26 protein-coding genes, 1 tRNA gene and 2 pseudogenes are annotated in these 24611 nt (G+C 31.9%); 3 read left to right on the top strand and 26 right to left on the bottom strand.

Translation table 11 applies throughout. From position 1 onward, the window contains the following. Nucleotides 1-139: 139 nt before the first annotated feature. The 11 genes from CDOMC_RS07830 to CDOMC_RS07880 all read right to left on the bottom strand — a co-directional run bounded on the left by CDOMC_RS07830 (nt 140) and on the right by CDOMC_RS07880 (nt 9211). Nucleotides 140-1522: a sodium:solute symporter gene (locus CDOMC_RS07830; protein ID WP_172129152.1), complete on the bottom strand. Its 1383-nt coding sequence runs from the start codon at nt 1520-1522 to the stop codon at nt 140-142. A 20-nt stretch (nt 1523-1542) separates the two neighbouring features. After that, complete coding sequence (locus tag CDOMC_RS07835) at nt 1543-1968, bottom strand: C-GCAxxG-C-C family protein (protein ID WP_172129154.1); 426 nt, start codon at nt 1966-1968, stop codon at nt 1543-1545. Then, nucleotides 1965-2927: a heterodisulfide reductase-related iron-sulfur binding cluster gene (locus CDOMC_RS07840; RefSeq protein ID WP_172129156.1), complete on the bottom strand. Its 963-nt coding sequence runs from the start codon at nt 2925-2927 to the stop codon at nt 1965-1967. Before CDOMC_RS07840 ends, CDOMC_RS07835 begins: the two co-directional genes overlap by 4 nt. Further along, entirely contained in the window at nt 2905-3558 is a 654-nt protein-coding gene (locus CDOMC_RS07845) for a TIGR04283 family arsenosugar biosynthesis glycosyltransferase (protein WP_169943195.1), read from the bottom strand. Before CDOMC_RS07845 ends, CDOMC_RS07840 begins: the two co-directional genes overlap by 23 nt. Next, nucleotides 3530-4192, bottom strand: a complete 663-nt coding sequence (locus CDOMC_RS07850; protein WP_169943196.1) for a TVP38/TMEM64 family protein — start codon at nt 4190-4192, stop codon at nt 3530-3532. Before CDOMC_RS07850 ends, CDOMC_RS07845 begins: the two co-directional genes overlap by 29 nt. After that, a complete protein-coding gene (locus CDOMC_RS07855) occupies nt 4173-4880 on the bottom strand; it encodes a TVP38/TMEM64 family protein (RefSeq protein ID WP_172129157.1) in 708 nt (235 codons plus the stop codon). The genes CDOMC_RS07850 and CDOMC_RS07855 overlap by 20 nt, the downstream gene beginning before the upstream one ends. After that, nucleotides 4877-6397 carry a TIGR04282 family arsenosugar biosynthesis glycosyltransferase gene (locus tag CDOMC_RS07860; RefSeq protein WP_172129159.1) on the bottom strand — a complete coding sequence of 507 codons (1521 nt, stop codon included), beginning with the start codon at nt 6395-6397 and terminating at the stop codon, nt 4877-4879. Before CDOMC_RS07860 ends, CDOMC_RS07855 begins: the two co-directional genes overlap by 4 nt. Further along, a complete protein-coding gene (locus CDOMC_RS07865; RefSeq protein ID WP_169943199.1) occupies nt 6394-6768 on the bottom strand; it encodes a hypothetical protein in 375 nt (124 codons plus the stop codon). The genes CDOMC_RS07860 and CDOMC_RS07865 overlap by 4 nt, the downstream gene beginning before the upstream one ends. Continuing rightward, the gene (locus tag CDOMC_RS07870; RefSeq protein ID WP_236861304.1) at nt 6768-7304 is read right to left on the bottom strand and encodes a YdjY domain-containing protein; all 537 of its coding nucleotides are present in this window, start codon (nt 7302-7304) and stop codon (nt 6768-6770) included. Before CDOMC_RS07870 ends, CDOMC_RS07865 begins: the two co-directional genes overlap by 1 nt. Before the next feature lie 244 nt (nt 7305-7548). Continuing rightward, on the bottom strand, nt 7549-8448 hold the full coding sequence (arsS, locus tag CDOMC_RS07875; protein ID WP_169943201.1) for an arsenosugar biosynthesis radical SAM (seleno)protein ArsS: 900 nt from the start codon (nt 8446-8448) through the stop codon (nt 7549-7551). A gap of 52 nt (nt 8449-8500) precedes the next feature. Further along, nucleotides 8501-9211 (bottom strand): rhodanese-like domain-containing protein, encoded by a 711-nt coding sequence (locus CDOMC_RS07880; RefSeq protein ID WP_169943202.1) that lies wholly within the window; start codon nt 9209-9211, stop codon nt 8501-8503. A 189-nt stretch (nt 9212-9400) separates the two neighbouring features. Between CDOMC_RS07880 and CDOMC_RS07885 the strand changes: the two genes are divergently transcribed. Beyond that, a complete protein-coding gene (locus tag CDOMC_RS07885) occupies nt 9401-10291 on the top strand; it encodes a calcineurin phosphoesterase (protein WP_172129161.1) in 891 nt (296 codons plus the stop codon). Between the two features lie 584 nt (nt 10292-10875). On the opposite strand, the gene CDOMC_RS07890 is transcribed toward CDOMC_RS07885, so the two are convergent. The 6 genes from CDOMC_RS07890 to CDOMC_RS07915 all read right to left on the bottom strand — a co-directional run bounded on the left by CDOMC_RS07890 (nt 10876) and on the right by CDOMC_RS07915 (nt 16203). Next, nucleotides 10876-11070, bottom strand: a complete 195-nt coding sequence (locus tag CDOMC_RS07890; RefSeq protein ID WP_172129163.1) for a hypothetical protein — start codon at nt 11068-11070, stop codon at nt 10876-10878. An 80-nt stretch (nt 11071-11150) separates the two neighbouring features. Then, nucleotides 11151-12512 carry a hypothetical protein gene (locus tag CDOMC_RS07895; protein WP_172129165.1) on the bottom strand — a complete coding sequence of 454 codons (1362 nt, stop codon included), beginning with the start codon at nt 12510-12512 and terminating at the stop codon, nt 11151-11153. A gap of 6 nt (nt 12513-12518) precedes the next feature. Then, nucleotides 12519-12788, bottom strand: coding sequence for a helix-turn-helix transcriptional regulator (locus CDOMC_RS07900; RefSeq protein WP_172129167.1), 270 nt, complete (start codon nt 12786-12788; stop codon nt 12519-12521). Between the two features lie 911 nt (nt 12789-13699). Beyond that, nucleotides 13700-13975 (bottom strand): type II toxin-antitoxin system RelE family toxin, encoded by a 276-nt coding sequence (locus tag CDOMC_RS07905; protein ID WP_172129169.1) that lies wholly within the window; start codon nt 13973-13975, stop codon nt 13700-13702. Beyond that, the gene (gene relB, locus CDOMC_RS07910) at nt 13972-14202 is read right to left on the bottom strand and encodes a type II toxin-antitoxin system RelB family antitoxin (RefSeq protein ID WP_169943208.1); all 231 of its coding nucleotides are present in this window, start codon (nt 14200-14202) and stop codon (nt 13972-13974) included. Before relB ends, CDOMC_RS07905 begins: the two co-directional genes overlap by 4 nt. 156 nt (nt 14203-14358) lie before the next feature. Then, the gene (locus CDOMC_RS07915; protein ID WP_236861305.1) at nt 14359-16203 is read right to left on the bottom strand and encodes a response regulator; all 1845 of its coding nucleotides are present in this window, start codon (nt 16201-16203) and stop codon (nt 14359-14361) included. A gap of 182 nt (nt 16204-16385) precedes the next feature. Between CDOMC_RS07915 and CDOMC_RS07920 the strand changes: the two genes are divergently transcribed. After that, on the top strand, nt 16386-17228 hold the full coding sequence (locus CDOMC_RS07920) for a hypothetical protein (RefSeq protein WP_172129171.1): 843 nt from the start codon (nt 16386-16388) through the stop codon (nt 17226-17228). 80 nt (nt 17229-17308) lie between these two features. Here the strand turns inward: CDOMC_RS07920 and CDOMC_RS07925 are convergent, their stop codons facing one another. From CDOMC_RS07925 to CDOMC_RS07930, 3 genes are all read right to left on the bottom strand, one after another. Next, on the bottom strand, nt 17309-17614 hold the full coding sequence (locus CDOMC_RS07925) for a hypothetical protein (protein ID WP_172129172.1): 306 nt from the start codon (nt 17612-17614) through the stop codon (nt 17309-17311). Next, nucleotides 17565-17699 (bottom strand): hypothetical protein, encoded by a 135-nt coding sequence (locus CDOMC_RS10270; protein WP_257793001.1) that lies wholly within the window; start codon nt 17697-17699, stop codon nt 17565-17567. Before CDOMC_RS10270 ends, CDOMC_RS07925 begins: the two co-directional genes overlap by 50 nt. A 233-nt stretch (nt 17700-17932) precedes the next feature. Next, nucleotides 17933-18295 carry a Cj0814 family flagellar-dependent secreted protein gene (locus tag CDOMC_RS07930; protein ID WP_172129174.1) on the bottom strand — a complete coding sequence of 121 codons (363 nt, stop codon included), beginning with the start codon at nt 18293-18295 and terminating at the stop codon, nt 17933-17935. 679 nt (nt 18296-18974) lie between these two features. On the opposite strand from CDOMC_RS07930, the gene CDOMC_RS10095 reads away from it, so the two are divergent. After that, nucleotides 18975-19472, top strand: coding sequence for a CPCC family cysteine-rich protein (locus CDOMC_RS10095; RefSeq protein WP_218975672.1), 498 nt, complete (start codon nt 18975-18977; stop codon nt 19470-19472). A 447-nt stretch (nt 19473-19919) separates the two neighbouring features. On the opposite strand, the gene CDOMC_RS07940 is transcribed toward CDOMC_RS10095, so the two are convergent. The 6 genes and pseudogenes from CDOMC_RS07940 to CDOMC_RS07960 form a co-directional block, all read right to left on the bottom strand. Beyond that, nucleotides 19920-19994, bottom strand: a tRNA-Asn gene (locus tag CDOMC_RS07940). Nucleotides 19995-20134: 140 nt separating this feature from the next. Next, nucleotides 20135-21049, bottom strand: a complete 915-nt coding sequence (locus tag CDOMC_RS07945) for a radical SAM protein (protein ID WP_172129176.1) — start codon at nt 21047-21049, stop codon at nt 20135-20137. Beyond that, nucleotides 21049-21450 (bottom strand): annotated as a pseudogene (locus CDOMC_RS10355) (methyl-accepting chemotaxis protein); the annotation flags it as partial. The pseudogene CDOMC_RS10355 and the gene CDOMC_RS07945, both read right to left, overlap by 1 nt. 819 nt (nt 21451-22269) lie before the next feature. Next, nucleotides 22270-23040 (bottom strand): annotated as a pseudogene (locus CDOMC_RS10360) (cache domain-containing protein); the annotation flags it as partial. Between the two features lie 29 nt (nt 23041-23069). Next, nucleotides 23070-24092: a uroporphyrinogen decarboxylase gene (hemE, locus tag CDOMC_RS07955; RefSeq protein WP_172129178.1), complete on the bottom strand. Its 1023-nt coding sequence runs from the start codon at nt 24090-24092 to the stop codon at nt 23070-23072. Between the two features lie 177 nt (nt 24093-24269). After that, on the bottom strand, nt 24270-24581 hold the full coding sequence (locus tag CDOMC_RS07960) for a monooxygenase (protein WP_172129179.1): 312 nt from the start codon (nt 24579-24581) through the stop codon (nt 24270-24272). Nucleotides 24582-24611: the final 30 nt, after the last annotated feature.

A 24611-nucleotide genomic window follows, 5' to 3' on the forward strand; every position in this document is an offset into this window, starting at 1 on the left:
TTATCTGAAAAGTCAAATTTAAAAATCAATAAATTATTAAGATAATTCTTTAATGCGATTTTGATTAAATTATGTAAATTAAATTGATTAGGAGAAACCTGTCTTTTTATACGCACTAATAAAGACAGGTTGTGTAAATTTATTTACCACATTTGCAAGCAAGTCCTGGCAAAATATATCCTAGCGTACAAAGTATGAGTCCGTACAAGTTTATACCTAGTAGCATTGCATACTTTCCATAGCCTATTGCTATAAAATCAGGAAAAAATTTCGCATTAAAAGCATATGCTACACCTAGTCCTATTCCTAGCCAAAAACTAATATGAAATCCAAGCTTAGTAGGTTTTACGACTCCGTGCAGTAAAAATACTGGCGCAAGTCCTATTACCATTGTACCACTGATTGTTGTTGCCTTAAGTATGTCCGTGCCAACTATCATAGGTAAATTTCCAAAAACTGCAAAAAGTATCATAGAAATAATGCCCACTTTGATAGAAGTATTTGTAATAGTTTTATTTGCCATAGATGGTATATCATATCCTACAAGCTTTGAAAGACTAGAAAATGTAGAATCTAGTGTAGAGCCTGCAGCAGCTATCATAACAGCGGTCATTAAAAACATCGAACCAAATCCCATAGTCTTAGCAAGTTCGGCAGGTATATTTCCTTTTGCAGCAATCCCCTCAAGTGTCCCGTAAATACCTATAAAGCTAAATATCAAAATAGCCAAGAAACCCAAAATACCTGATATTATAAAGCTTTTAAACATAGTTTTTTCTTCACTAATAAAACCTCTATCAGTAAGTACCGGATCATGAAATGGGTAGCTAACTAACTGCAAAATAGCAACTAATAGTAGATCCACACCACCATTTAATGCCCATTTTCCAGTATTTGCCAGCTCCACTATACCGTGTTTTGGCAATATAGTCATAATAACCCAAAGAGTAGCAACTGTAAATACCAATGCTTGAATTATATCGGTTACAATCGATCCTCTTAGTCCTCCCCTAACTGAATAAATAAGCGTAAATAATGTAAATATTGATGCCGCAAGTATAAATGGTGTACTGCCACTATCACCATAGTATCCTCCAACTACCGCGGTATTGCTCCATACTTCATTAAAAAGCCTAATCAGTATTGCTATACAAAAAGCAAGGCTAGCAGCAATACCGTAATTACTAGTTAAAAACTGCACTAAGCCTGTTGCACCAAATTTTCGTCTAAGTCTAAAGATTACAAAACCTGCTATTGGTATACAAAGCCAATATGTAGCATACGCAACACCACCAACAATACCGTAACTAGCTCCTAAATTCGCAGCATTTGTCACTGATTTTGCAAAAATCCAGCTTATAAAAATACTAGTTGTCAGCAAAAACGGTGAGACCTTAGCCCCATCCACACTCTCGCCTCTAAAAAACGAACCTACGCTCCTAGCTTTTGGTGAAAAAATATACATCACTACACCATAAACGATTAAGAACCCCCAAAAAAAGGCTCCTGTATATTGCTCCATAAAATCTCCTTTTTACAATTTTATTCTATTATTTCATCTAATATTTCAATACAATCTTTTACAACACAGGGGCAAATTGTTCCAAAAAGCCCTTTTTCTTGAATTGTTTTCATCTCTTCTGGTTTGCTTAAATCGTAACCTAAAATTTCCTTACAAATTTTTGAATTCCATTTATGCTGAAATTTTTCTTTAAATTCCGATAACTTGGCTTCAAATTTCTCTTTATCCCCGCCAAATTTTGCACCCAAAATCAATACACTAGCAAGGTATGCATCACAGGTCAAAGCCTCTCTTAATCCACCACCAAGACCGGATCCTAAATTTACAGCCGCTTTTGGATCCATATTTATATCTTGCGCGTATCTTTCAAATAATATCTGAGCACAGTTTATTTGGCTAAACTTATTTGCTATTTCTGTAACTTCAAGTTTTGCTCTATTTTTCATTTTCTTCCCCTTTTGTAAAATTTAAGACTTAAAGCATTTGCTACATAATTAGTGCTTGGCGTCTCATTTACACCAGCCATTACGGTTGCAATATGCTTTATATTTTTTATGCCGTTACGCTGAAAATTCCCGGAACAAGTTGCACAATAAGTATAAACATTTGGAGTTTGCTCATCTTTTATCATCTGGCAATACCCGTTTGCTATGCTTTTTTCATTTGACTTTGCCAATCCTCCAAGCCCGCAACAATTTACATTCTTAAAACTATTTTTAACATTTGGCAAGTATTTTTTAAAACTTTCAAAGATAGGCTTTTCAATGCGTTCAGGGCAAGGATAGAACATATGCGCTTCTTCTTCTATCGTGCGGTTTAACCCAAGTTCTTCAAATTTCTCATAAATAGTTTTAAGTTTTATATCAACTTTATCCTTTAAGAAGTGGTAACAATTTGGACAGGCAAGTATCAGCGTTTCAACCTCTTTTTGCTCAAAAAGCTTGTTTAAATGATCTTTTGTATCTTCAAACTTTGTAGTTGTCTCAAAGAGAGGCTTTCCACAACAATCAATACTAAAATCAATCCCTAAAGGCTCAAAAATTTCAATAATTTTACGAGTTGTTCTTGGTAAAAAAGCGGGGAAATTACATCCAAAAAACATAAGCTCACGACTCTTTTTTAGTGAATTGTTTGCATAAATATATGGTGATTTTAAAAATTTAAGATACTTAAAAGGCTTGGGATTTTTAGCACGCAAATTTAGTGCTATCTCGTTGCCGCTAATGTCTTTTGGGCATACTGCATAGCATTTATCACACAAAAAGCAATTATATGCCAAATCATCACGTTTTGAAAAATCTAGCAAATTTATATCATATTTTTCTAAAAATTCGCAGTGTTTAGTGCAAGCTGAGCAGTCTATGCAAAGCTCAGGCGGATTTTTAGTATTTTTTTGCGATCTCATCTATGCTAATTCCTTTTTTAAATTGGTACTGTAAAATTTGCATTTTTATTATAGTTTTTAAAATACCTTCCTTTTTAAACTTTCTAGCACTTGTTGTAATGAATTTTGAAAGCTGGTAGAAGCTTAAACCCTGTTTTCTAGCCCTAATACTAAATTCTAAATCTTCCATTAAGGCTATCTCCTTAAATCCGCCAAGCTCGTCAAATAAGGACTTACTAATAAAAATACCTTGATCTCCAAAGGCTATATTTTTAAATTTTACTCGTAAATTTGAAAAGAACGAGATAATAGATAATATAATACCACTATCATCAAATTTCATCTTAAAACAACCCAGCTTACAATGGTCCAAGGCTTTTGCGGCTTTAATAATAGCATCGCTATCCTCAAAGCTACTATCAACATGTAAAAACAAAATTTTTTCAAATTTAGATTCTCTAACGCCTAAATTTTGCTGAATGCCGCGTCCTTTCAAAGATGGAATAACTTTAAACATCTTGCTTTTATAAATAAATTTACTAGCATCTACAAATATAACCTCAAATTCACCCTCTTGTTTGTTTAGCTCCTGCTCGAATCTCTTTATATTTTCAATGCTCTCATTATAAATCGGCACTATTACCGAAATCATTGCTCTTAATCCTTTTTATCCACCTTGCTCCAAAGCTTGAAACAAATACTAAAATAACCATTAGAATTAGTGCTATGGTAAATTCATTTGAATGCACATCAAGCATCTTCTCGCCCAAATTAACCATTATAAATGTAGCAGGCACAATGCCCACAAATGTAGCCAACATATACTCTTTTAGCTCTACATTCATAAGACCACATGCATAGTTTAAGGCATTATAAGGCACCAATGGCATAAGTCGCAAAATTAAAATCAAACTAAATTTACTTGATTGTCTGGCAAGGGCTTTTAAAGCTTTGCTTTGTGAATATTCAAAAAGATTCTTTACAGCATTAAACCCTAAAATTCGTGCAATATAAAACATCAAAATAGAGTTGATCATTGCTCCTAAGATAGTATACAGACTACCCATCAATAACCCAAATGCGGCTCCTGCAACTACTGCCAATATAGGTACAGGGAAGAAAAATATAGGCAAGATTGCAAAACATAATATATAAAGCAATGGGGCAAAAATTTTATGCTCGCCTATGAATATCTTAAGTTCGCTTATTCCTATACGATCTATAAAATATAAAGTGCCAGAAATTATAGTTACAAACAAAATAGGCTTAAGAAATTTTAGCAGCAACCTCTTCCTTTTTTGCTTTTCGTTCTGTCATAATTTTTTTAACAACATAAACTACAATAGAAAAAGCAAACAGTAAAGTAAGTCCTATAAACAAAATTTTACCTCCACCCATTAAACTTCCACCAAAATATGAGTAAACAATAGTTGCCGGTAGCTGCCCGATACCTGTAGCCCAAAAGAAGCTCCAAAATCTAATCGAAGTAAGACCTGCTGCGTAACTGACCAGATCAAAGCTTACAAAAGGTAGTAGTCGACACACCATGATTGTGTGTTTTCCATATTTGATAAAAAACTCATCTGTTGCTTCAAGTGCTTTTTTGCCTGTAATCTTCTCTACAACATCTCTGCCTAGAATACGTGCGATATAAAAACAAAGAACCGCACCAGCCATAGCCGAACTCCATGAAAGCACAGCACCCCAAACCCATCCAAATATCATAGCATTTGAAAGAGTAATAAGAAAGGCAGGGACTGGCGCCATAATACTTTGAAGCACCATTAAAAAGAAACTTACGCAAGCAGCAGTAGTTTTATCAAAGCTTTGCAAGTAGTGAAAAACTTCGTTTAGGTCAAATTTACTGAGCATCACTACAGAATCGGTAATTTGTTTATTTACCGCGGGAATAAACAAATACGCAATTGCAATCACAAATGCAACTAACAAGAGTATAATCTGCGATCTTTTCATAGGATATCCTTTAAAAACTTCGAATGTAAAATCGACAAAAACTTGTCGCTAAGATATTCATTGATCTTTTTATAAGTAGTTTGATTTTTGATAGCTCGGCTACCTTGATATTCAACATAGGCCATTGCACACCAACTAAGACCTCGCAAGAAAGTCATACCTAGATACTCGTTAAATTTAGCTCTATCAACAGGCAAAATACGCTCATACTTATCTAGAAAATTTTGCATTTCCTCCAAATCAAGTATGACATCAGTCTTCCAAAATGTAGTGGTTGGGGCTAGAAAGTGGGCCAAATCCTGCTCTTTTTCTCCAATTATAGGTTTTTCCCAGTCTATGATATAGGATTTTTTGCCTTCGTTTATTAAGAAATTTCCTGAATTTAGCTCAGTGTTTATTATACAAGGATCTTTTATCTCACGATCTAGATTAAACCATTTTAATACTTTAATTAATGCTTGCAAAAATTCGCTTACATTTTGTTTTTTAAAATTTGAGTTAAGATAAATGCTAGACATCTTTTCGCACTCATCCATCATTACTTGTAAAGGTCTTTGTGCGATTATAAAGCTATGCTTGGGCGGAATTTTAACAGAGTGAATTTTAGCTAGCATACTAGATGCGATATCCAAATCACTATCATATCTTAAAGGACGACCCGGCAAAAACTGCATACTCATCGCCCCTCGCGGCAAAAACAGATTTGGCGGAAAATATCTAATAGGCTTTGGCGTTACATCTGAAATTTCTAAAATTTTAAGAGCATCATATTCGTACTTAATCTGGTTTTTTAAACCAATTTGCGATTTAGTATTTATACGAAATACAAAATTTTCACCTGATTTTTTAAATTTATAGTTTATATTGTATTCGCCGCTTGCCAAATGCTTTACTGTTTTAACTCCTAAAATATATGCAAAAATATCCTCTTTGGTGTCTATGTCTCGCAAAGCTTTCGTTTTGCAAGTTTTAATTCCAAGCTCTACAAATTTACTGCATATTCCATAATAAACAGTGTTTCTAACACTATAGTTGGAGCTAAAAATATCATACATATTTTTAATATTTACATCTTGTAGCCCAAGCAAGCAATACCCTCCGTCAAAGGTTGGTGTAATTACAGCATTGTTTTGAGCAAGCAAATCAAAACATCTACTTATATGCTTAGCACTAATATCTACAATGTCACTTCCGATAAGTAAAATTTTTTTAAATCCCAACGATCTTATTTGCTTAAAAGCATTTAACATTTTTTGGGCTAAATCATCGCCGCTTTGAGGATAAAATTCATACTCGCTTTTTAGCAAGTTATATAAAATTTCTTTTTTATCTTCAGGTGTGTAAAATACGAATATTTGAGTATTTTTTAGCTTTTTTAACTCTTCGTTTATATCTAATATTAGTTTTTTATGAAGTTTTACGGTTTGGCTTGGAGTTAAAAAGTCAAGTAGTCTAGTTTTAGTGCGTTTTGGTAATGGAACTCTAGTAAAAAATATTAGTGCTTTTTCGGTATTCATGGCTTATATTTACCAAAACTTACAAATAACACTATTATATTTACTATAGTCAAAATAGTTAAAAATCCATATCTAATCTGCCCTATACTTAAAAAATCTAAATAACTCTCTTTGATATTAAAAAATATTAGATTTGGCTTGTTCAGCCAAAATATGAGCAAAAACAATAAAACTTCACTAAATATAATGGCAGAAATATTTAAACGTTTTGCAAAAACTCCGTAAATTAGACCCATTAAAGCAAATCCAACAACTACATATCGATTATGCACTCTCATTTCAAGCCATATCGACATTGAGATGAGTAGTGTTGCGGTAAGCCCTAAAAGCAAACCGCAAAACGCATAATATGAAATTTTATAAACTTTCACTAATTGGCAACTTTAAAGCTAATGGATACAGGTGTACCATCTTTTGGAAGAACGTTTTTTATTCCTCTAAACTCTACCTCTTTTTTATTTTCAACCGCCCCATAAGTATATGAGTGATTTGAAATTATACCTACAGGACAACTGTCTAAGCAAGCGATACAACCGGTATTAAAACTCATTGCAGTAGCCTCATTGCCACCAAATCGCATATCAATCAATTTACCGTTACTGTCTTTTATGACTTCATTGATATCATGGTTCTTTGATGCCCCTTCCCATGTAACACTAATAGCTATCTTATCACCTTCCACATGAGTCTCAGGCCCATTTTTTAAAGTCATATTATTGCCAGGTTTTGCACCTATTTTTATCATTGCCTTATAAAAATCATTTTGATTAGCCAGTGATGTAAATACGGACTTCTCTCCAAACTTTCCTTGTCCGAAAACGACCGCATGACGAGTGCTTTCTTCAAGATATTTACCATTTACTTTTGCCAGAATAGTAATGGTCTTACTTGCCTCGTCAACAATCATGGGATTCTTTTCACTTAAATCACCAAATTTTACTTCGCCATTGGCCAAGCAAAATAAACCCAAAATAGCCATAAAAACTACTTTCTTAAACATTGGACACCCCTTATGTGGTAAGTAAAATAAAATTTGTAAAAATCAAGCAGTAAATATAGATTTTTGCAAATGTAATAAGCGACACGCGCTCTAAATTATTAAAAAAATTATATCAGTGGATATTTTAAATAAAACTTAAAATTAGCTTTTATCAAGTAGTTTTTGTGCCAAAACAACCGAATCCGTCTCCGCTTACACAAGCAAGACAATGTTCGGCGGTTTTAATCGTTCTATTTAAATTAGTAGCTTTTAAAGCATCGTCCAAAGAACGTATTTTGGATTCAAGATTAAGTGCGGCATTAAAATCACAATCATAAATTGTTCCGTCAAAAGCCACGTTAATAAGAGTTCTGCACATTACACTCTGCAAATTTTGCTCTTTAAAATTTTCGACCAAAAGATCAATGTACTCATCATACTCATCAAACCTTTTAAGCATCTTAGCAAAATTTCCTATAGGTAGGTTGCAAATACACAATAGCTTATTGAAACTAACGTTGTATTTTTTTAGCTCCTCTTTATATTTTGCCTCAAGATCAATTTGGTTTGGCGGCAGATAAGCTCCATTAGGATTATATATCAAATTTATATTACTAATACCAGCCTTATTTATCAAATTTAATGCTAAAATCTGCTTTTCAAAGCTTCCTTTACCGCGCATAGCATCATTAAAATCCTTTTCATAAAAAGGAACAGATGCCATAATAGTAACGTTAAATTTTTTATAAATTTCTATAAATTTTTGATATTGTGGATCCAAAAGTATAGTTAAATTTGTGCGAACAAAAATCTCTTTAGCAAAGGGAGTGAATTTAAAGAGTATATACTCTAAATTTTCATTCATCTCAGGTGCACCACCGGTAATGTCAAGCTCGCTAAAACCAAATTTTTTGAACACCATCAAAGATTTATCTATAATATCTTTTTCCATCATCTCAGTTCGCTTTGGATGTGCCTCTACATGACAGTGGTAACAGCTCATATTACACTTTTTGGTTATATTTAACTGCATAGTTTTTGGGAAGTCAAATTCTATCTGCATTTCATTCATATTATGACTTGATTTTTAAAAGGGTCTAGAGCAGACCCTCATATTATCTTAATTATTTTACTAAATTGTATTTATACTCTTTTGTTCCATCAAGTAAATTTGATGCATCGTATCCTTGGGCTGTTAAAGTCTCAACAAGTTTGGCACTTCTATTTCCTGTATAGCAGTGGGCTACTATCTTTTTATCTTTATTGGCCTCTAAAATTGCTTTGTAGTTTTCTAGTGGCTCTCCATCAGGTATGTTGATAGCTCCTTGTATATGTCCTTCATCATAATCTTTCTTCGCTCTTACATCAATAACTAATAAATTAGGATTTGATGATATTTGATTAAATTGATTAGCGTTAATGCTTCCAAATTTATAAAGATCATAGTTATACTGCTTAACTCCCTCGGCATTAATTACTTTAGTAAAGCCTTTTTCTTTTAATTGCTTCTCTACTTTTCCACTTTTATTTCCAGTGTTGCAATAAACTACTATATCTTTGTTTTGATAACCGTCTAACTCGCTTAATCTATTTGCAACTTGGTCAAAAGGGATATTAATTGCATGCTTTAAATGTCCCGCTTTATATTCATCAGCACTTCTAACATCGATAACTAGATATTTTTCTTTCTCTTTGTTATCAGCTTGAATTTTAGCTAAATCAGCACCACTCATTTTGCCTTCACTGCTTACTTTGTTATCCGAGCAAGCAGTTAAAAGTCCAACCGCAAAAAGCGCAACGACAACCTTCAAAATTTTGCCAAAAGCAACATTCATACTATCTCCTTACGATAAATAAATTTCTATAATAAAAATTTGGTTAAATTTCACGCTTGTGGGTACAAAGAATATAAAATCGCGCGAATGTTATTTGGCAACTGCCAACTTATAAATGAGTGATTATATATGAATTAATATTAAATGCAAATTAAGCTATAATTCAATTTTTACTATTTAGGATTAATTATGACAGGTTGCACAAATGACTATATCATAGAATTTAACGATCAGCCAGAACTTCAAACAGATGAACTTTGGATAGCTGGTGGTATGTATGGCAACATTTATGCTATAGAGAAATTGAACGAAGTAGCACTTGGTAAAACAATAGTTTATAATGGAGATTTGCATTGGTTTGATGCTAGTAAAGAATCCTTTGATAAAGTTGAGGAGTTAAGCAAGGATAGTATTAAACTAAATGGAAATGTGGAAGTAGAGTTGAAAAGAGTTGAAAATTTAGGTTGCGGGTGCAACTATCCATCTTACGAACAAGAAGTCATAGTAAAAAACGCCGAACTAATCCATGCTAGGCTTAAAAGCATAGGTTCTGATTTTTCTATATTTGAAGACAGAAAAACAACTATGCATGTAAATGTTGCTGGCGTAAAGGTAGCTATAACTCATGGTGACGAAAAGAGTCTTAATGGCTGGGGATTTGATCATGAGGTTTTGAAAACAAAAACAAGGCAAGATGAGATATTTAATTGGTTTCAAAAAACAAAATTTGACATTATAGCCACTAGCCATACCTGCAAAGCGGCTGTTTTAAATTTCTCAAACAAAGTAATATTAAACAACGGTTCAGCCGGCATGCCTAATTTTAGTGAATTTGTATCAGGCCTAGTAACTAGAATAGCTTCTACTCCAAACGAAAAAGCACTATTTAGATCGAAAATTGGCGATGTGTTTGCGGAGCTTATACTGCTTAAATACAATAAAAAAGAATTTTTAAGATATTTTGAGGAACTTTGGAGCGAAGACTCGGCAGCCAGTATTAGCTACAAGGCTAGAATTTTAGGATACGGCTGTCCTTTAAGCTATAAAGATATAAATTTTGGCGGCTTTAAGGAAGCTTAGTTGCAAAAATAGATTTTATCTGATACTGGCAATTATCACCATAAAATTCGTCATTATTTTATAAATACAATATTTTGTGACTATTTTTTAGAAAGCATGAATCTGGCTGTGCAAATGCCTTTTGAAACTTGCATTGGTTAAAATTTATAATAAACACTGCTTGACAGACAAGAGTTGGTTAAAAGATTTGCCAATAGTAAAATGATGACCTTCTAAAGCATATTTTACTAGTTTGTTACACTAGCACTCTCTTTAAGAAGCTCATTTTAAAAGACGTTGTAGAAAAATCTGGCAATATGAGCTAATATATAACAAAGTTGATGTCAAAAAGCTAAAAATCTAAATAATTTTAAAGCTTATCATATTCCTAATATTACAAAATTTTAGAGAAAGATAAGAAAAATTCAGTTTAAGTGATTGCATGGATATATATGTTTTACAGAGATTGTTTGAAACTCTATATTTTTCATCTAAAAACTATTTATCATATTTGAATATAAAAAACATTAATCATGCCTTCTTGAGATTTACTTAATTTATATATCTATTCATAAATATTCCTATATATTTTTTGTTATTGAATCTTATAAACTCATTTCATATTGCCTATTTGTAATCTTTGTCTGTACTTCACTAGCAACTTCAGGCAATTCATTCTGTAAAAAGTCTTTTATAACAGGTATCTTTTTTATGATGCTTGAAAAGAAATTTATTACCTTGGCTTTAAAATACCTTAAAGTGCTTAATTCTTTGCTTTGAGAGATAATAATTTGATTCAAATCTTTTTTCTCATCTTCTAATTTCTTTTTTTGTTGAGAAAGTTCTAAATTCCTATCCTTGTAGACTACAAGCTCACACTCTAAACTATCTGCTTGTATTGCTTTTCCTCTAGTGGCTTTATTTGTTCTTGAAAGTTTTTTATTTCTTGTTCATTTTGCTCTGATTCTTGCTTGAAACACATTGCTTCTGCTCTAGCCATTGCAGTTTCGCCTTTAATTTCCTTATTTTCTTTTGTTAAAACGTCTATTTGTTTGAATTTTTCCCTAATCTCATCTGCACTACCAAATTCCTCCTCATTTGTTTTTATTATGCTCTCTAAATTTTCTATTTTTTGCTTTTGCTCATTAATTAAGTTATCTTGATTAAGTAAATTTGCATTTTCTTGAGTAAGTTTTTCGTTTGTAGCTTTTAGCTTGTCATTAATTTCTAACAAATCTTTATTTTCTTGAAGTATTTCACTATTTTTTAAAAGTTGGGTAGTTAATTCATTTATCTGCTCTTTTAACTCGACTTCTGAAACAATATAGATTCTGTCTTGAAAAATTTGTAATACTTGTTTTCTTAAAGAGCCGATTAACTTGCCATATTCGCTCGGATCTAGTTCGTAATACTCATCCACAAAGATATGCTTGCTCTTTGTAACAAATTTAGAGATAGTTTGATTAATTAAATTTGATATTTTTTTGTTCAATTCTTGTTCGCTTTTGAACTCGAATTCAACCTGATGCATCTGCTTAAGGTTTTTATGAACACCCTTGCTGCCCTTAACACCCCTGACTGCTATCTGACTAAAAGCATCAGCAGCCATGTCTTGAAGCGATGAGCCAAACTGTTGTATCTCTCTTCTGCTGCGTCTTATGCAAGCATGTCTTGAATAATCGTAATTTTCGAATAAGATTTGATAATGCTTGACTTTCTCATCATTATGTTCGGCTATAGAAATACACTCAACTCCATATTTTAGACAGTACGCATTAACAAATCTTTGAGCTTGACTTCTTAGATCAAGACTATTTATCAAATTAACCTCTTGATCGTTTAATCCTTCCTTGGAATTCTTTGGCCTAGTTGTTCCGAAAGTGATTAAAATTTCAGTAAAAGGAGTCATTTTTTTCTGCCATGACTTTTTCTTAACTTTACCATTCTTGTCTGTTGTTGTTTGGATCTCATAATCTTTTTTAAAGGAATTCATCTTTTTATTGATCATATCCCTTATCTCGCTACTTTGAAAACTATGACTGGAAGCATCAAACAAAGAGCCATATGGATTTTGAATAAAATATTTATTAGACCCTGACTTTCTGCGCAAATATTTAATACGTTTAGTCTGTTCTAGCTCTCGTAGATTATGAGCTAGCCTATCTATAGCTTTATCCGGAGTTAAATTCTCTGAGAGGGCAGATACCACTATCTCGTATCCATTAATTTTTATAGGACTCATCTAGAGCTACTGTCCGCTGATCTTAATTCTTTTTTGAAATATATAAGCAGCTATATCTGTTATCGAAAAAGCTATACGAGAATTTTTTGCATCGCCTATCTTGATATAGCGTGGTATATCCCTACCTTCTGCAATACGTAGATCAAGCGTTGAAACCCCAATACCAAGTAGCTTTACAGTCTGCTCTCTATTTAGCATCACCCTACCAGCAAATTGGGACTTTATACACTCAAGAAGCTGTTTATAATCTTGATTTTCATAAAAACTATTTAACATACAACACCTCATTTTTTGATATATCAATAAGTAATTATAGTGATCATGCTAGTTTATTTTTAAAAAGTACTGTTTTTTAAAAAATTTTTAATACTTTGCAACAGTTTAGGGTAATTTATAGTGATATGAAGAAAAATTTTTAAACTTATTTTTGCAATAAAGTAGATTTTTAAAAACATTAAAGGATGCTAAAACGCATAGGAATAAATTAAGGCAATTTAGAATCTTAAAAATTTTCGGGAACAAATAGGGAACAAATTTGAAAAACCAAGAAATCTTAAAGCTTAATAAATATCGAAATGGCTCCGGATGCTGAATCAGAACCGGCTTGCATTAAACACTGTATTTTAGCCACTTTAAGCTTACTAAAAAAATGCTAGTGACTCACTTTTGACTCACTTTTTTTCGGAATAAAATGACATAAAATTTGAAATCTTTAGAAATAAAATGGAAAAAATAGGAAAAGTTTTTGTTAAAATTCACAAATTTTTCAATCGGTTTTCAAAAAGTAAAATTACAAAAATAGGTTAAATCCCTAAGTTTAGGGTTTTAAATGATATTAAAAAAATAATAAGTTTTTTATGTTTTATAAAATGCCGTATTTTAGGCACTTTTGTATTTTAAAAATTTAACTAAAATATCTTTTAATATCTTAGATTAGTTGGCTATATGTTTTTAGATTTAATTATAATGCTTAAAAATTTTTCATATGTATTTTTTTGATATTACTATTTTATTTTTATTAGTCTAGCAAGATACTAGTTCTGCGATTGTTGTTTTTTAATTCTACTTTCATTTTATCGTAACAATGAATAATGTTGTTGATAATTTCCTCTGCCGACAAAAATGAAAACTTATTTCTTTTTTCAATAAATTCATTAATGCAAACCCAAGAAACTGTCTCAATAAAATCAACAACTATCAAACTCACCATCATAAGCATCGCTTCTATTTCTAACACCAAGTACAAGTACTATAAGCTTATAATCTTTTATCTTGCATATTATTCTGTATCCTCCGACTCTATATCTCCAAAGACCGGATAGATTTCCTATAAGTGGTTTACCTTCATCACGAGGATTATCTAAGCCTTCTATCTCTTTTAGTTTTTTAAGTATTTTAATGCCAACACTATTATCTAACTTCTTAAGCTCTTTTAACGCATTTTTACTGAAATTTACTTTCATATTTTTACGCCAAGCTCTTTAGCTACTTCATCAAGAGTATAAAACTGAGGATTAGGATCACTCTCTATCTTTTTTAACTCTTCCATGGCATCTATATAATCATTCATATCTTCTAAGAATCTTTTTATAGCTTCTTGAACGTAAAAGCTTTTTGTTCGTTTGGTATCTTTTGCTAATCTCTCAAGCTTAGTTCCTATATCTTTATCTAGTCTAACTGAAATTTGCATATTTAGTCCTTTGTATTATTTGCATTACAAGTATTATAGCATATTTTATAAAGCAATTAAAGTCGATGTGTTAAGATATGAAGTATAGATTAATTATATTGCTTAATAACCATAAGCCTTAAATTCACTCTTTCATTTTTCTTTGATGTCACTAATTCACACCCTCACATCCACTCTCTTATAAAACCTATCCTTATCTTGTATCTGTTTATCGTTACTATTTAGAGTATGGTTAAGATATGAGATATTGTATAGCTCATTTGAGCTTATTATATTGTTATTAGCTAGATGTATTAAAAACCTTAATTCATTGTTTTTCATTATCTTACTTATCGCTGTCGCTCCAAGCTCTTTTAGACTTACAAATTTATCATCTTGTTTAATAGCTATGGTTTCAAAGTCAAGGCTGTTTAGTTCTTCTTTACTCATATTCTTAGCTTCAAGGTTTATGCTTGCTCTTTTATCTCCTGAAGTATTTAATCTGCCCGTATCGGTATATAGATCTCTTACGTCTATCTCTCTACCGCTATCAAATTTTAAAGTTATAGTTCCGTTACTATTCATTCTCATAGCTATTACACTATCGCTATCGTTTAATGATAGTGCAGCTTTATTACTATCTGATTCAAAGGCTCTTTTTACTTTCTCTAAATTTGATAAGCTAAATTCTAATCCCGTAGCTTTTTTAAACTCATTTTCCATAGCAAGCATATAAGATGACTTACTATCTTTTAGCTTAGATATATACTCATCTGCGTTTTCTACATCGTAATCTTTTAAATTCTTACTTAGCCACTCTATATCTTTAGTGTGAGCGTCAAGCTCTTTATTGTAATCGTTATAAAACTTCATAAAGCTACTTCTTTGATATCCTGTATATGAGAAGTTTTTATCTTTAGGAGTGTCTGATTCTAATATAGGATTAAACTCGCTCAGCTTTAGCTTTCCGTCAAATCCAACCTTTTCATAAGCGAAGTTATTAAATCCGCTATCTTTGTTAAATATGTTATTGTTTCTTAGATCTACCCATCCGTCTTTATTTACATAAGTATCAAAGAACTTTTTAGTATCAGATCTATCTATTTTTTGGTATCTGGATTCGGCTGAAAAGGTTGTGTAGGGGTTATCTTGATAATAAAACATACGATTATCTATTTTTGAAGTATCAACTTCGTTTCTGCCTAATTTTCTTAAAGAAGCATTTATATCATCTACCCATGATCTTGTTATGTCGGCATTTATCTCTTTTTTAATAAACTGAGCTAAATCTATACCTTTAGTAACATCGCTTAAATTCGCTATCTTTTCATTTCCATCTTTATCGTATCCTCTTACCTTAAGCTTACTAAACAGCTTATCGCTTGAATTTAATATTCCGTCTGCGTTACTATCAAAGTTAAAAAGTAAAGCATTTGAGCTAAAATTACCTATACCTAGTTTATCATTATCTCCATATAAGTCTAAAAATACCTCTACGTCACCGTATTGGGTTTTTATAGTTTTTTCTTTTGCGTATCGATTTAAATTTTGCTTGTATTCTAAGATATTATCTGATTTGTTTCCTTTAAAATATCCACTATCGGTAAATTGCTCTAAACGAGTTGATGACTCTGATAAACCGATAGAAAAGCCGTATCCGTAACTCTCATGGCTCATACCGAGCTTATTATATTCTTCTCTAGTGATTCTATTTGAATTTAAAACTTTCGCCCATGCAGGCATATTGTTATAATAACTACTTTGACCGCCATATCCTACGCCCATATCGCCTACCATATCCAAGCCACCTTTATATAAATAGGCTTGAGAGTTTTGCATTAGTATATCGGTAGCAGATTTTAAAAGATCGTTTTGTCTGGCTATATATTCATCTTTGCTTAGTGTTTCGTTACCTACTTTTATAAGCTCATTATTGGTAAGTTTAGAGGTTGAAATTTGTTCTTGTTTGTGTTTCAAAAACATAACATTAATGTCATAGCTGTTTTTTAGTAGAATATCCATTTAAATCCTTTTAAAAGACATTCAGGATATATCGACAAAATTTAAGATTTGTTTATGATGATTTCATATTTAATAGATATTTTAAATCAATACTACCGGTTATTACAGCTTAAAAGACTTAAGAAAATTTAACATTAGCCGATATGAATACAGAGTGTTTTATAAATTTCAAAGGAACTCAAATGATAGGTAAAATGGATTTTATCAATGTTAATAGTTTTATAAATCATACCGATAGCAACAACATTATAGTAATGTCTGATAAAAAAGCTCACAAAGAAGAAACGCAGATACAAGATGACAAAGCAGCAGGCATTGCAGAAGTAACAAATTTAAACAAAGAACATACGCAGAATGTTGTTGAAAAGATGAAACTTAAGAAAAACAATGGCAATGTCTCGCAAAAGGATTTAGTGGATTTTATAAAATCCACTAGTCCTATAGAAATTTATGAAACCGATAGCGATGCTGATAAAGCTGTGAAAAAAATTAAAAACAGTATGAAAGAATCCTTTATAGACTTAGCAAATATTACACCCGAAGGAAAAATAGAAGTTAAGCTATGGGGTTGGCATATGAGCGGTTGGGATAAAGAGGGTAAAGTAACTATTTGGGGTAAAGCATTAGGATATGACAAAAGCATATCGCAAGCAGAGTCTAAAAAGCTAATGCAGTTTCTACAAGATACTGAAATCGCAGGACTTCCAATGTTTGATAGCGAGCTTCTTGACAGATCGGATCTAAGTATAGAGGAATTTAAAACAAAATGGCTAAAATTTAAAGAGGATACCGAAAAATCTCTCGGATATAATCAAGCAGAACAAACAAACAACCCGGATGAAAGTAAAATAAAAAAATATACCCCTGAAAAGGTAGTAAGAAAAAGCCAAACATACAAAGATGAAATCAGCAAAGAGTTTTTTACTAATTTCGTAAAAGCTCAAAAAGAGCTTGGAGTTGATATATTAGGAAGAGAAATATTGGAGCTTTTTAGCAGCTTTAATAAAATTAACGTTAGTGTATAAAAGGATATAGGCTTTATTGGATCTCCTAAATTTTACATCACTCTTTTGTTTATTCTAGCCTTATTTAGGCTAGAATAACTTTAAACTGCAGTTTGTGCTAAAAGAGCTTTTACTCTTTCTTTAATAGTTTTCATATCTATGCTTTTTGAAGAATCATCCGAAGGGTTTCTTAAAAGTTCTGCTATAGTTATCTCTTCTTGCATCATTCTCTCCAGATGAATATCACTTGCACCACCTTTGTTTCTTTTTATAAATTCTATGTCTTTTCGTCCTTGCTCCATGTTCCATATGGAGTATGTTGCTACTTGATCTGTAAGTTTTGTTTCGCCGCTATCGCTAGCCTTTGGAGCAAAGCTCTTTAAAAATCCGATAAAAAACCCCTGCATTTGTATAGCCGTCTTGGGTTTTATACATAGACATATTAGGATTAAATTTAAGTCCTCCGCCGTTATCCTTAGCTAGACCTCTCATGCTGAAATCCAGTTGATAAGCATTAAAATTAACCTGTAAAGAACTAAGCTCTTTAGCTAAATCTTTTGCATTTTCAATCTGCTGCGAATTCCTATAGATATTAGTAACTTTATAACTATCTACATCAGGAAGATAGTTGCCGTTATCCGTTAGTTTTGTGCTATTAAAGCTAAATCCTTTAGGTAGTTTGCTTAGATCATCTCTTGTATAAATTTGTTTATCGTCTGAACCTACTACGTTTTGAAAAAGCTTATAGTATTTTGTTTTACGGTATCTGCCATATCTATATTTTCAAAGGTTTTAGTATTGTATGTAGGTTTATGTATATAACTTCTTTCATTGTAGTCATAAATTTCATCAAGAGTTGATTTATGAATTTTAAAGTTTTCAGGAAGCCCGGCAGCCTTATTGAAGTCGCTTCCCATAAAACTTTCGCTATCTATGCTATACCCATAAGTATTTGGTGTAAATTTAACTTGATTTATATTTGTTTGCAAATTTGAATTTAAGGGTGTAGCACCAGAAAAGTTTTGTGTACTTACTTGTAAAATTTGAGTAGCCTGCTGAACCATTTCTAAGTTTAGGCTTTGTGCCAAAACCTGAGCTCCAAAAGCTGTTCCTCCGGCTTATTTTTTAGCTTTCAGCTCTTTTGCCGTATTGGTAACAGATTCGTATTGATGTCCTGCACTATATTGATTAGAGATGTTATTCATTGCTTACCTCTTTTATAAAATTACTGCAAAAGAACAAGCAAGAATTATTCCTTTATGAAATATAAACACCTACTCCAAAGGAATATTCTTTGCTTAAATCTTTTTAAGCTAATTAGAAAGTTTAAGCTATGATATCTTCAAATTTAAATCACTCCTATCAAAATTTAATTATTCAAAAGACAGATAAACTACATTAAAAACTAAAGTGGAAGTTTTTATAAATAAAATATCTTAAATTTAAAGAATTATAGCGTTTGATGCTGTTTTGTGCATTTGCTACATAATAACGATAAAAATGAATAAAAATGTGTTATATTATTTTATTTAGTAGTATTGACTATTCTTGATATTAATATATAATTTCATTATTTAAATATAAATAAGGCAAATGGTGTCAAGAGTGTCTATATTATTTTTTATAAATATTGTAAGAACAATACTTTTATTAAACGAACTTCAAAAACATGAGCAAATTCATTAACAATAAAAGCTTGATCAAAGAATAAATTATTGACTAGATCAAGTAAAAAAATATGTACCATAATAAAAGAGGAGCTTAAATATGATTAGATGTCCTTGCTGCGGATACTTAACTATGAAATATATAAATGCAAATGACGGCTTTTGTGTTGATATATGTCCTGTTTGTCATTGGCAATTTGATAATATTTCAAATTCTCGTCCTAATATATCAGTAGGTCCAAATTCAGTATCCTTAAATCAAGCCAAAGAAAATTATAAAAAGATAGGAGCGAAAGAAGAAAGACTCTTGCAATATGTCCGTCCTCCTACTAAAGAGGAATTTGCGGATAAACGGATAAAATGTCCTTGCTGCGGATATCTAACCATAGTAGATAAAGAGGATAAGAATTTAATACAAGATGTTTGTCCTGTTTGTTTTTGGCAATATAATACAGAAGCTATAAATAACCCGAGTAAAATAATAGAGCCAAATATAGTATCTTTAAATGAGGCTAGACAAAACTATAAAGAGTATAAAGCTTCAAGTAAGCTAGGCTCTATAAATGCGAGAGAGCCTATGGATGATGAGTTGCTTTAAAAAGCTTTTGTTGTATTATAATTATGTTGTAAGGATATAAAGCTCATATTATAAAATAAAGGCTTTATAAAAGAATACACTATATACTGAATTATCAAACAATAAAAATACTAATATAAAAAATCCTTACTATAGTATTCGAACCAACAACTAAAAAGTAAACTGTTATTTTTATAATAGCGTATAATCATATGAGCTTTTAAAATAGTACTTTATTAAAAAGTGAGACAGTAAAAAATTTTATACTTACTGTCTCACTTTTGTCTCACTTTTTTTCAGAATAGAATTGATAAGAATTTTAAGGAAAAGATAAGAAAAATTTAAGCTAAAACAGATCAAAAATCAAAGAAAAATAGTTGATTATAAGCTCGTACTCAAGGCTTTTTAATAACTTTTTGGAAAAAAAGAATAAATTGGAAAAATAAAAAAAATGGAACTGAAAGGAAATGGCTCCGGATGCTGGATTCGAACCAGCGACCAATCGGTTAACAGCCGACTACTCTACCGCTGAGCTAATCCGGAACATTGATAAAAGAAGCCGTATTATAGAAAAAAATATGCCTTTTGTCAATAAAATTTAGCTTAAAATATATAAATTTTAAAAATTATATTAAATATTCAGAAAAATAGCTTATATTTAGAGCAAATAATAAAAAATTACGCTATTCAAATCGAGATATTTTATAAAATTTAACTCCACCTACATTTGCTTCATATATCTTGCCTTCTTTTATAAGCTCATTTAAATTGCGCTTTGAGCTTTCAGAAAAGCTATTTTTTACATCTATCTCACTTTGAGGACGACGACAAGAGAGTTCTAGTAATTCTTCTTTAGTAAAATCAAGCATTGTGCCCCCGTATTTGGCACTAGCTATGACACAAGGTGTATTTATAATACAGTTAGCCAGCTCTTCTAGGGTATCCCTACTAACACCTTTTACAGGATAGGCTGGAGGGCGGTCAATAGTGCTTATATCTACTCTTGATGGTGAAATTTTATTTATAGCGAAATTTAGAGCTTCAAATTCATCTTTAGTGTCATTAAGCCCTTTTACAACAAGAATTTCAAGCACAAGCTCGCCTCTAAATTCCTTTCTAAATTCAGACATCTTTTCTATTAGATCAGATACTATAAAGTTTTTATCTCCGCGATCTATTTTACGAAATGTCTTTTGAATAGCGCTATCAAGGCTAAATTTAACTATATCAAGCGCCAAAATCGCATCATAAATTTTAGAATTTAGCACGCCCGTTCCATTTGACAAAATCAATAACTTTGTACTATCTTTTATTAAATTTAATCTATAAATAAGCTCTTTTAAATTTGGATACAAAGTTGGCTCGCCGTTTGCAGTAAGCGTGATCACATCGATATCTTTATGTATTTTTAGCACAGCTGAAACTTCTTTAAGAATTTCATCTACACTAATAGGATTTGAAATTTTATCAACAGTTTTTGAAGCGGTTAATTCGCAATAGACACAATCAAAATTGCAAGATTTTTTGTCAGGAGACAGGTCAATTCCAAGCGATATACCAAACCGCCTGGAGCTAACCGGTCCAAAAACAATGGACATTAAAACTTCTTCTTTCTTACATCCTCTGCTATAACTTTAGCCATATTGTCAACTTCAGCCGTAACTTCGTTTGTGCTATTAGCTACTTGAACATTTTGTCTGGTGAGATCATCTATCTGATTTACGGCTTGATTTATCATATGCACAGCCTCACTCTCTTCTCTAATACTCTCACTCATCTCATTTATACTTTGAGCTAGGACATTTGCATTAGCTTCTATTTCACTTAATGATTTTTGAGTTCTTTCTGCTAGTTTTCTAACTTCATCGGCAACTACTGCAAAGCCTCTTCCGTGTTCTCCAGCTCTGGCTGCTTCTATTGCTGCGTTAAGTGCTAGTAAATTTGTTTGATCTGCTATATCTCTTATTATTACTATTATGTTTTTTATCTCTTCTGATTGTCTTGTTACATCTTCTGCTTTTTGACTTATAGCATCCATTGAGCTTGACATCTGTTCTACTGCCGCAGCACTTTCTTGAAGAGAATTTGCTTGGATGTTGGTTCCGTTGGTGAGTTGTTTCATTAATCCCTTGAGCGCTTCAGCCTTTTCTTCTAGAATTTTAGCTTGCTCTAGGCTTTGTCTTAGCATTCCTGAAACCTCCTGCCCAAGAAGATCAATTCCTGAAGCTATTGAACCATTATCATTAGTTCTTGCGCTAAAATCTTGAGATTTAAATCTATTTAATGTATCAAATATTATATTGCTATTTGTAGCTACTCCCGTTTGAAGACTTAAAGACAACTTTACAAAGGCTTCTTTGAGATTCATTAGAGCAGGATTTTGCACATCTGCATCAAGAGTAGCCGTAAATTTACCTGATTCTATATTATCGACAAAGATATTTGCCTTTCTTATAAACTCATCTTCAGATATCTTGGCTGATTGTATTTTGCTAATATTTTCATTTATTAAAGACGCCATTACCCCAAACTCATCTTTGGTTCTTACATCTAATTTAGCAGGCTCTTTTATCTCATGATTTAAAAATTTAAAAAATGAAACAAGTCCTGTTGAAATGAAATTTAAAGGCCTTAAAAAACGCCCTGTAACAACTATAAGCATTGCAATTATTATTGCAATAAAAATTAAAGAAATAATAGATTGATCTTTTAAAATATCATTTAATATGTGATCATAATCGCTTAGTGAATTATCGGAGCAAATTAGCCAATTGGCAGTATCATAGATTTGGCAAGCAAATAGTCTATTATCGCCTCCAAGTACATGCGTATAAGCTTGACCCTTATTTTCAAAATAATTATCTACAGCTAAATTTATAGCAGTTTTTAAGCCAGGCTCTTTTGACATTATAAAATCTTTATTCATATGATACATCAATAATCTAGACTCTAAATTTATGATTGCCACACTGCTTGTCTTGCTCTCTTTCATCTGAGAAATAAAACTCTCAAGGTTGTCTAGCAATACGTCTGTTCCTACAGCTCCTGCGACTTTACCATTTACTATAATAGGCTTAGCAACAGTTATGGCATATTTACCATTTGATTGAATAATATATGGATCGGAGAAATAAATATTTTTTATGGCTATGGCATTTTTATACCAAGACCTTGTCCTTACGTCATAGCTATCCTTTTCTTTTGTCAAATTTAAAAATTCGGCTACTTTGCCATCTTTTGCAAAAATCAAATCATATAGCTCTCCACTATCTTCAAATCCTACATAAAATTCACTAAGATCCACTACACTGCTTTTATCAAGCATAACATGTTTTAAAGTATTTTTATCTTGTAAAAGATGTGGGTTTTTCTCTATATAATTTACAAAATTTTCAACTTCTTTAGTACGCGCTTTAAAAAATTCCTGCACAAAAAGCGATATAGAGCGCGTAGAAGCCTCTTTAGAACTCTTTGATATATTTATAACCGTATCTTTTGTTTTGTTGTAATTTATCATCGCAAACACTACAAACGAAAATGTAAGTAGTATAAAAATTATAAAAGCTATCTTATTAGCGACCTTTTTCATCTATAAAAATTCTCCTTTCATTATTAATTTTATTTTGAACTCTTTTGTTGCACCTGCTTTATGAAATATTTTGCATTTTCAACAGGAATATCAGGCAGAATTCCATGCCCCAAATTAAATATATGAGGCGCGCCTTTCATAACGCTTAAAATTTTGTCTAGACCCTCATCAATTGCTGATTTTGAGTAAAGTCTAGTTGGCTCCATATTTCCTTGAAGTACAAATTTCGGGCTTAGTTTTGCCTTAGCAAGCTCGATTGGAGTGCTCCAATCCACGCCAAAAACCTCAAAATTTCCATCTATCTTATCAAGATATCCGCTTATACCTTTTGGAAATACGATCACTGGAATTTGCGGAAATTCAGCCTTAAGTGCATCTACTATATCCATGATATACTTCCAGCCAAACTCAAAATACGCACTCATCTCAAGCGCAGCAGCCCAGCTATCAAAAATTTGCACCGCATTTACGCCGGCTTTGATCTGCTCTTTAATATATCCTATGAGAGCGGCCGTAACCTTGGCTAAAATTTGATGCATAAATTCTGGATTTGAATAAAGTAGTTTCTTACTAACCGCATAAGTTTTAGTCCCGCCACCTTCTATCATATAGGTAGCTATCGTCCAAGGAGCACCGCAAAAGCCGATTAACGCTTTATCCTGCGCTAAATTTTCGCGCGTTAGCTTGATCGTATCATATACATAGTCTAAATTTTTGATAGATTTTTGGATATCAAGCCTGTCTAAATCCTCTTTTATCTTGATCGGATCGCTAAACACAGGCCCCTCGCCTTGCACAAATTTAAGATCCATGCCCATTTCAAGCGGCACAACCAAGATGTCGCTAAATAGTATAGCTGCATCCACGCCTAAAATTTCAACAGGCTGAATCGTAACTTCGCTTGCTTTTTTATAGTCTTTACAAAGCGACAAAAAATCCCCGGCCGACTTGCGAACAGCCATGTATTCAGGCAGATAGCGCCCTGCTTGACGCATCATCCAAACAGGAGTGTAAGGGGTCGGCTTCTTAAAACATGCATCTACAAATATCATATTGTTCCTTTAAATTTTTGGCAATTCTAGCGAATTTATTATTTAAAATATTTAAATTAGACGGTAAAATAAAGATTATTACGACATAAATAAGAAATAGATATATTAAATTTGCTTGTAAATACTATTTTTATAAAGAAGAAAGCATAGCCTTAAATAAGACTATGCAAAAGCTAGTTACTTTAAAAAATCAGCTTTGTCAATTAGCGAAAGAGGTAAATTGATGTTAAAAATTTTACCTCTAATATTAGTAAATCCAAATTTCTCTAAACGCTCTGTATGCATCTTTAGATATTTTTGTGCATTTGTAGCGTTATCAAAACAATAAACTCCGCCAGCCTCTTTTGTCTCTTCATTTTCGGTCCAAATTTTCCAAATCATACCAGGTTCTTTGGCTATACTCTCAGCCAATCCTTTAAACTGTTCAGACATCTGATCTCCAAAAGGTCCATTTAACTGCGGAAAATCTACCTGCAATATTACTGCCATTTTATATCCTTTAAAATATTAATCTAACAA

It is taken from the genome of Campylobacter sp. RM16192, assembly GCF_004803855.2.
Classification (GTDB): domain Bacteria; phylum Campylobacterota; class Campylobacteria; order Campylobacterales; family Campylobacteraceae; genus Campylobacter_A.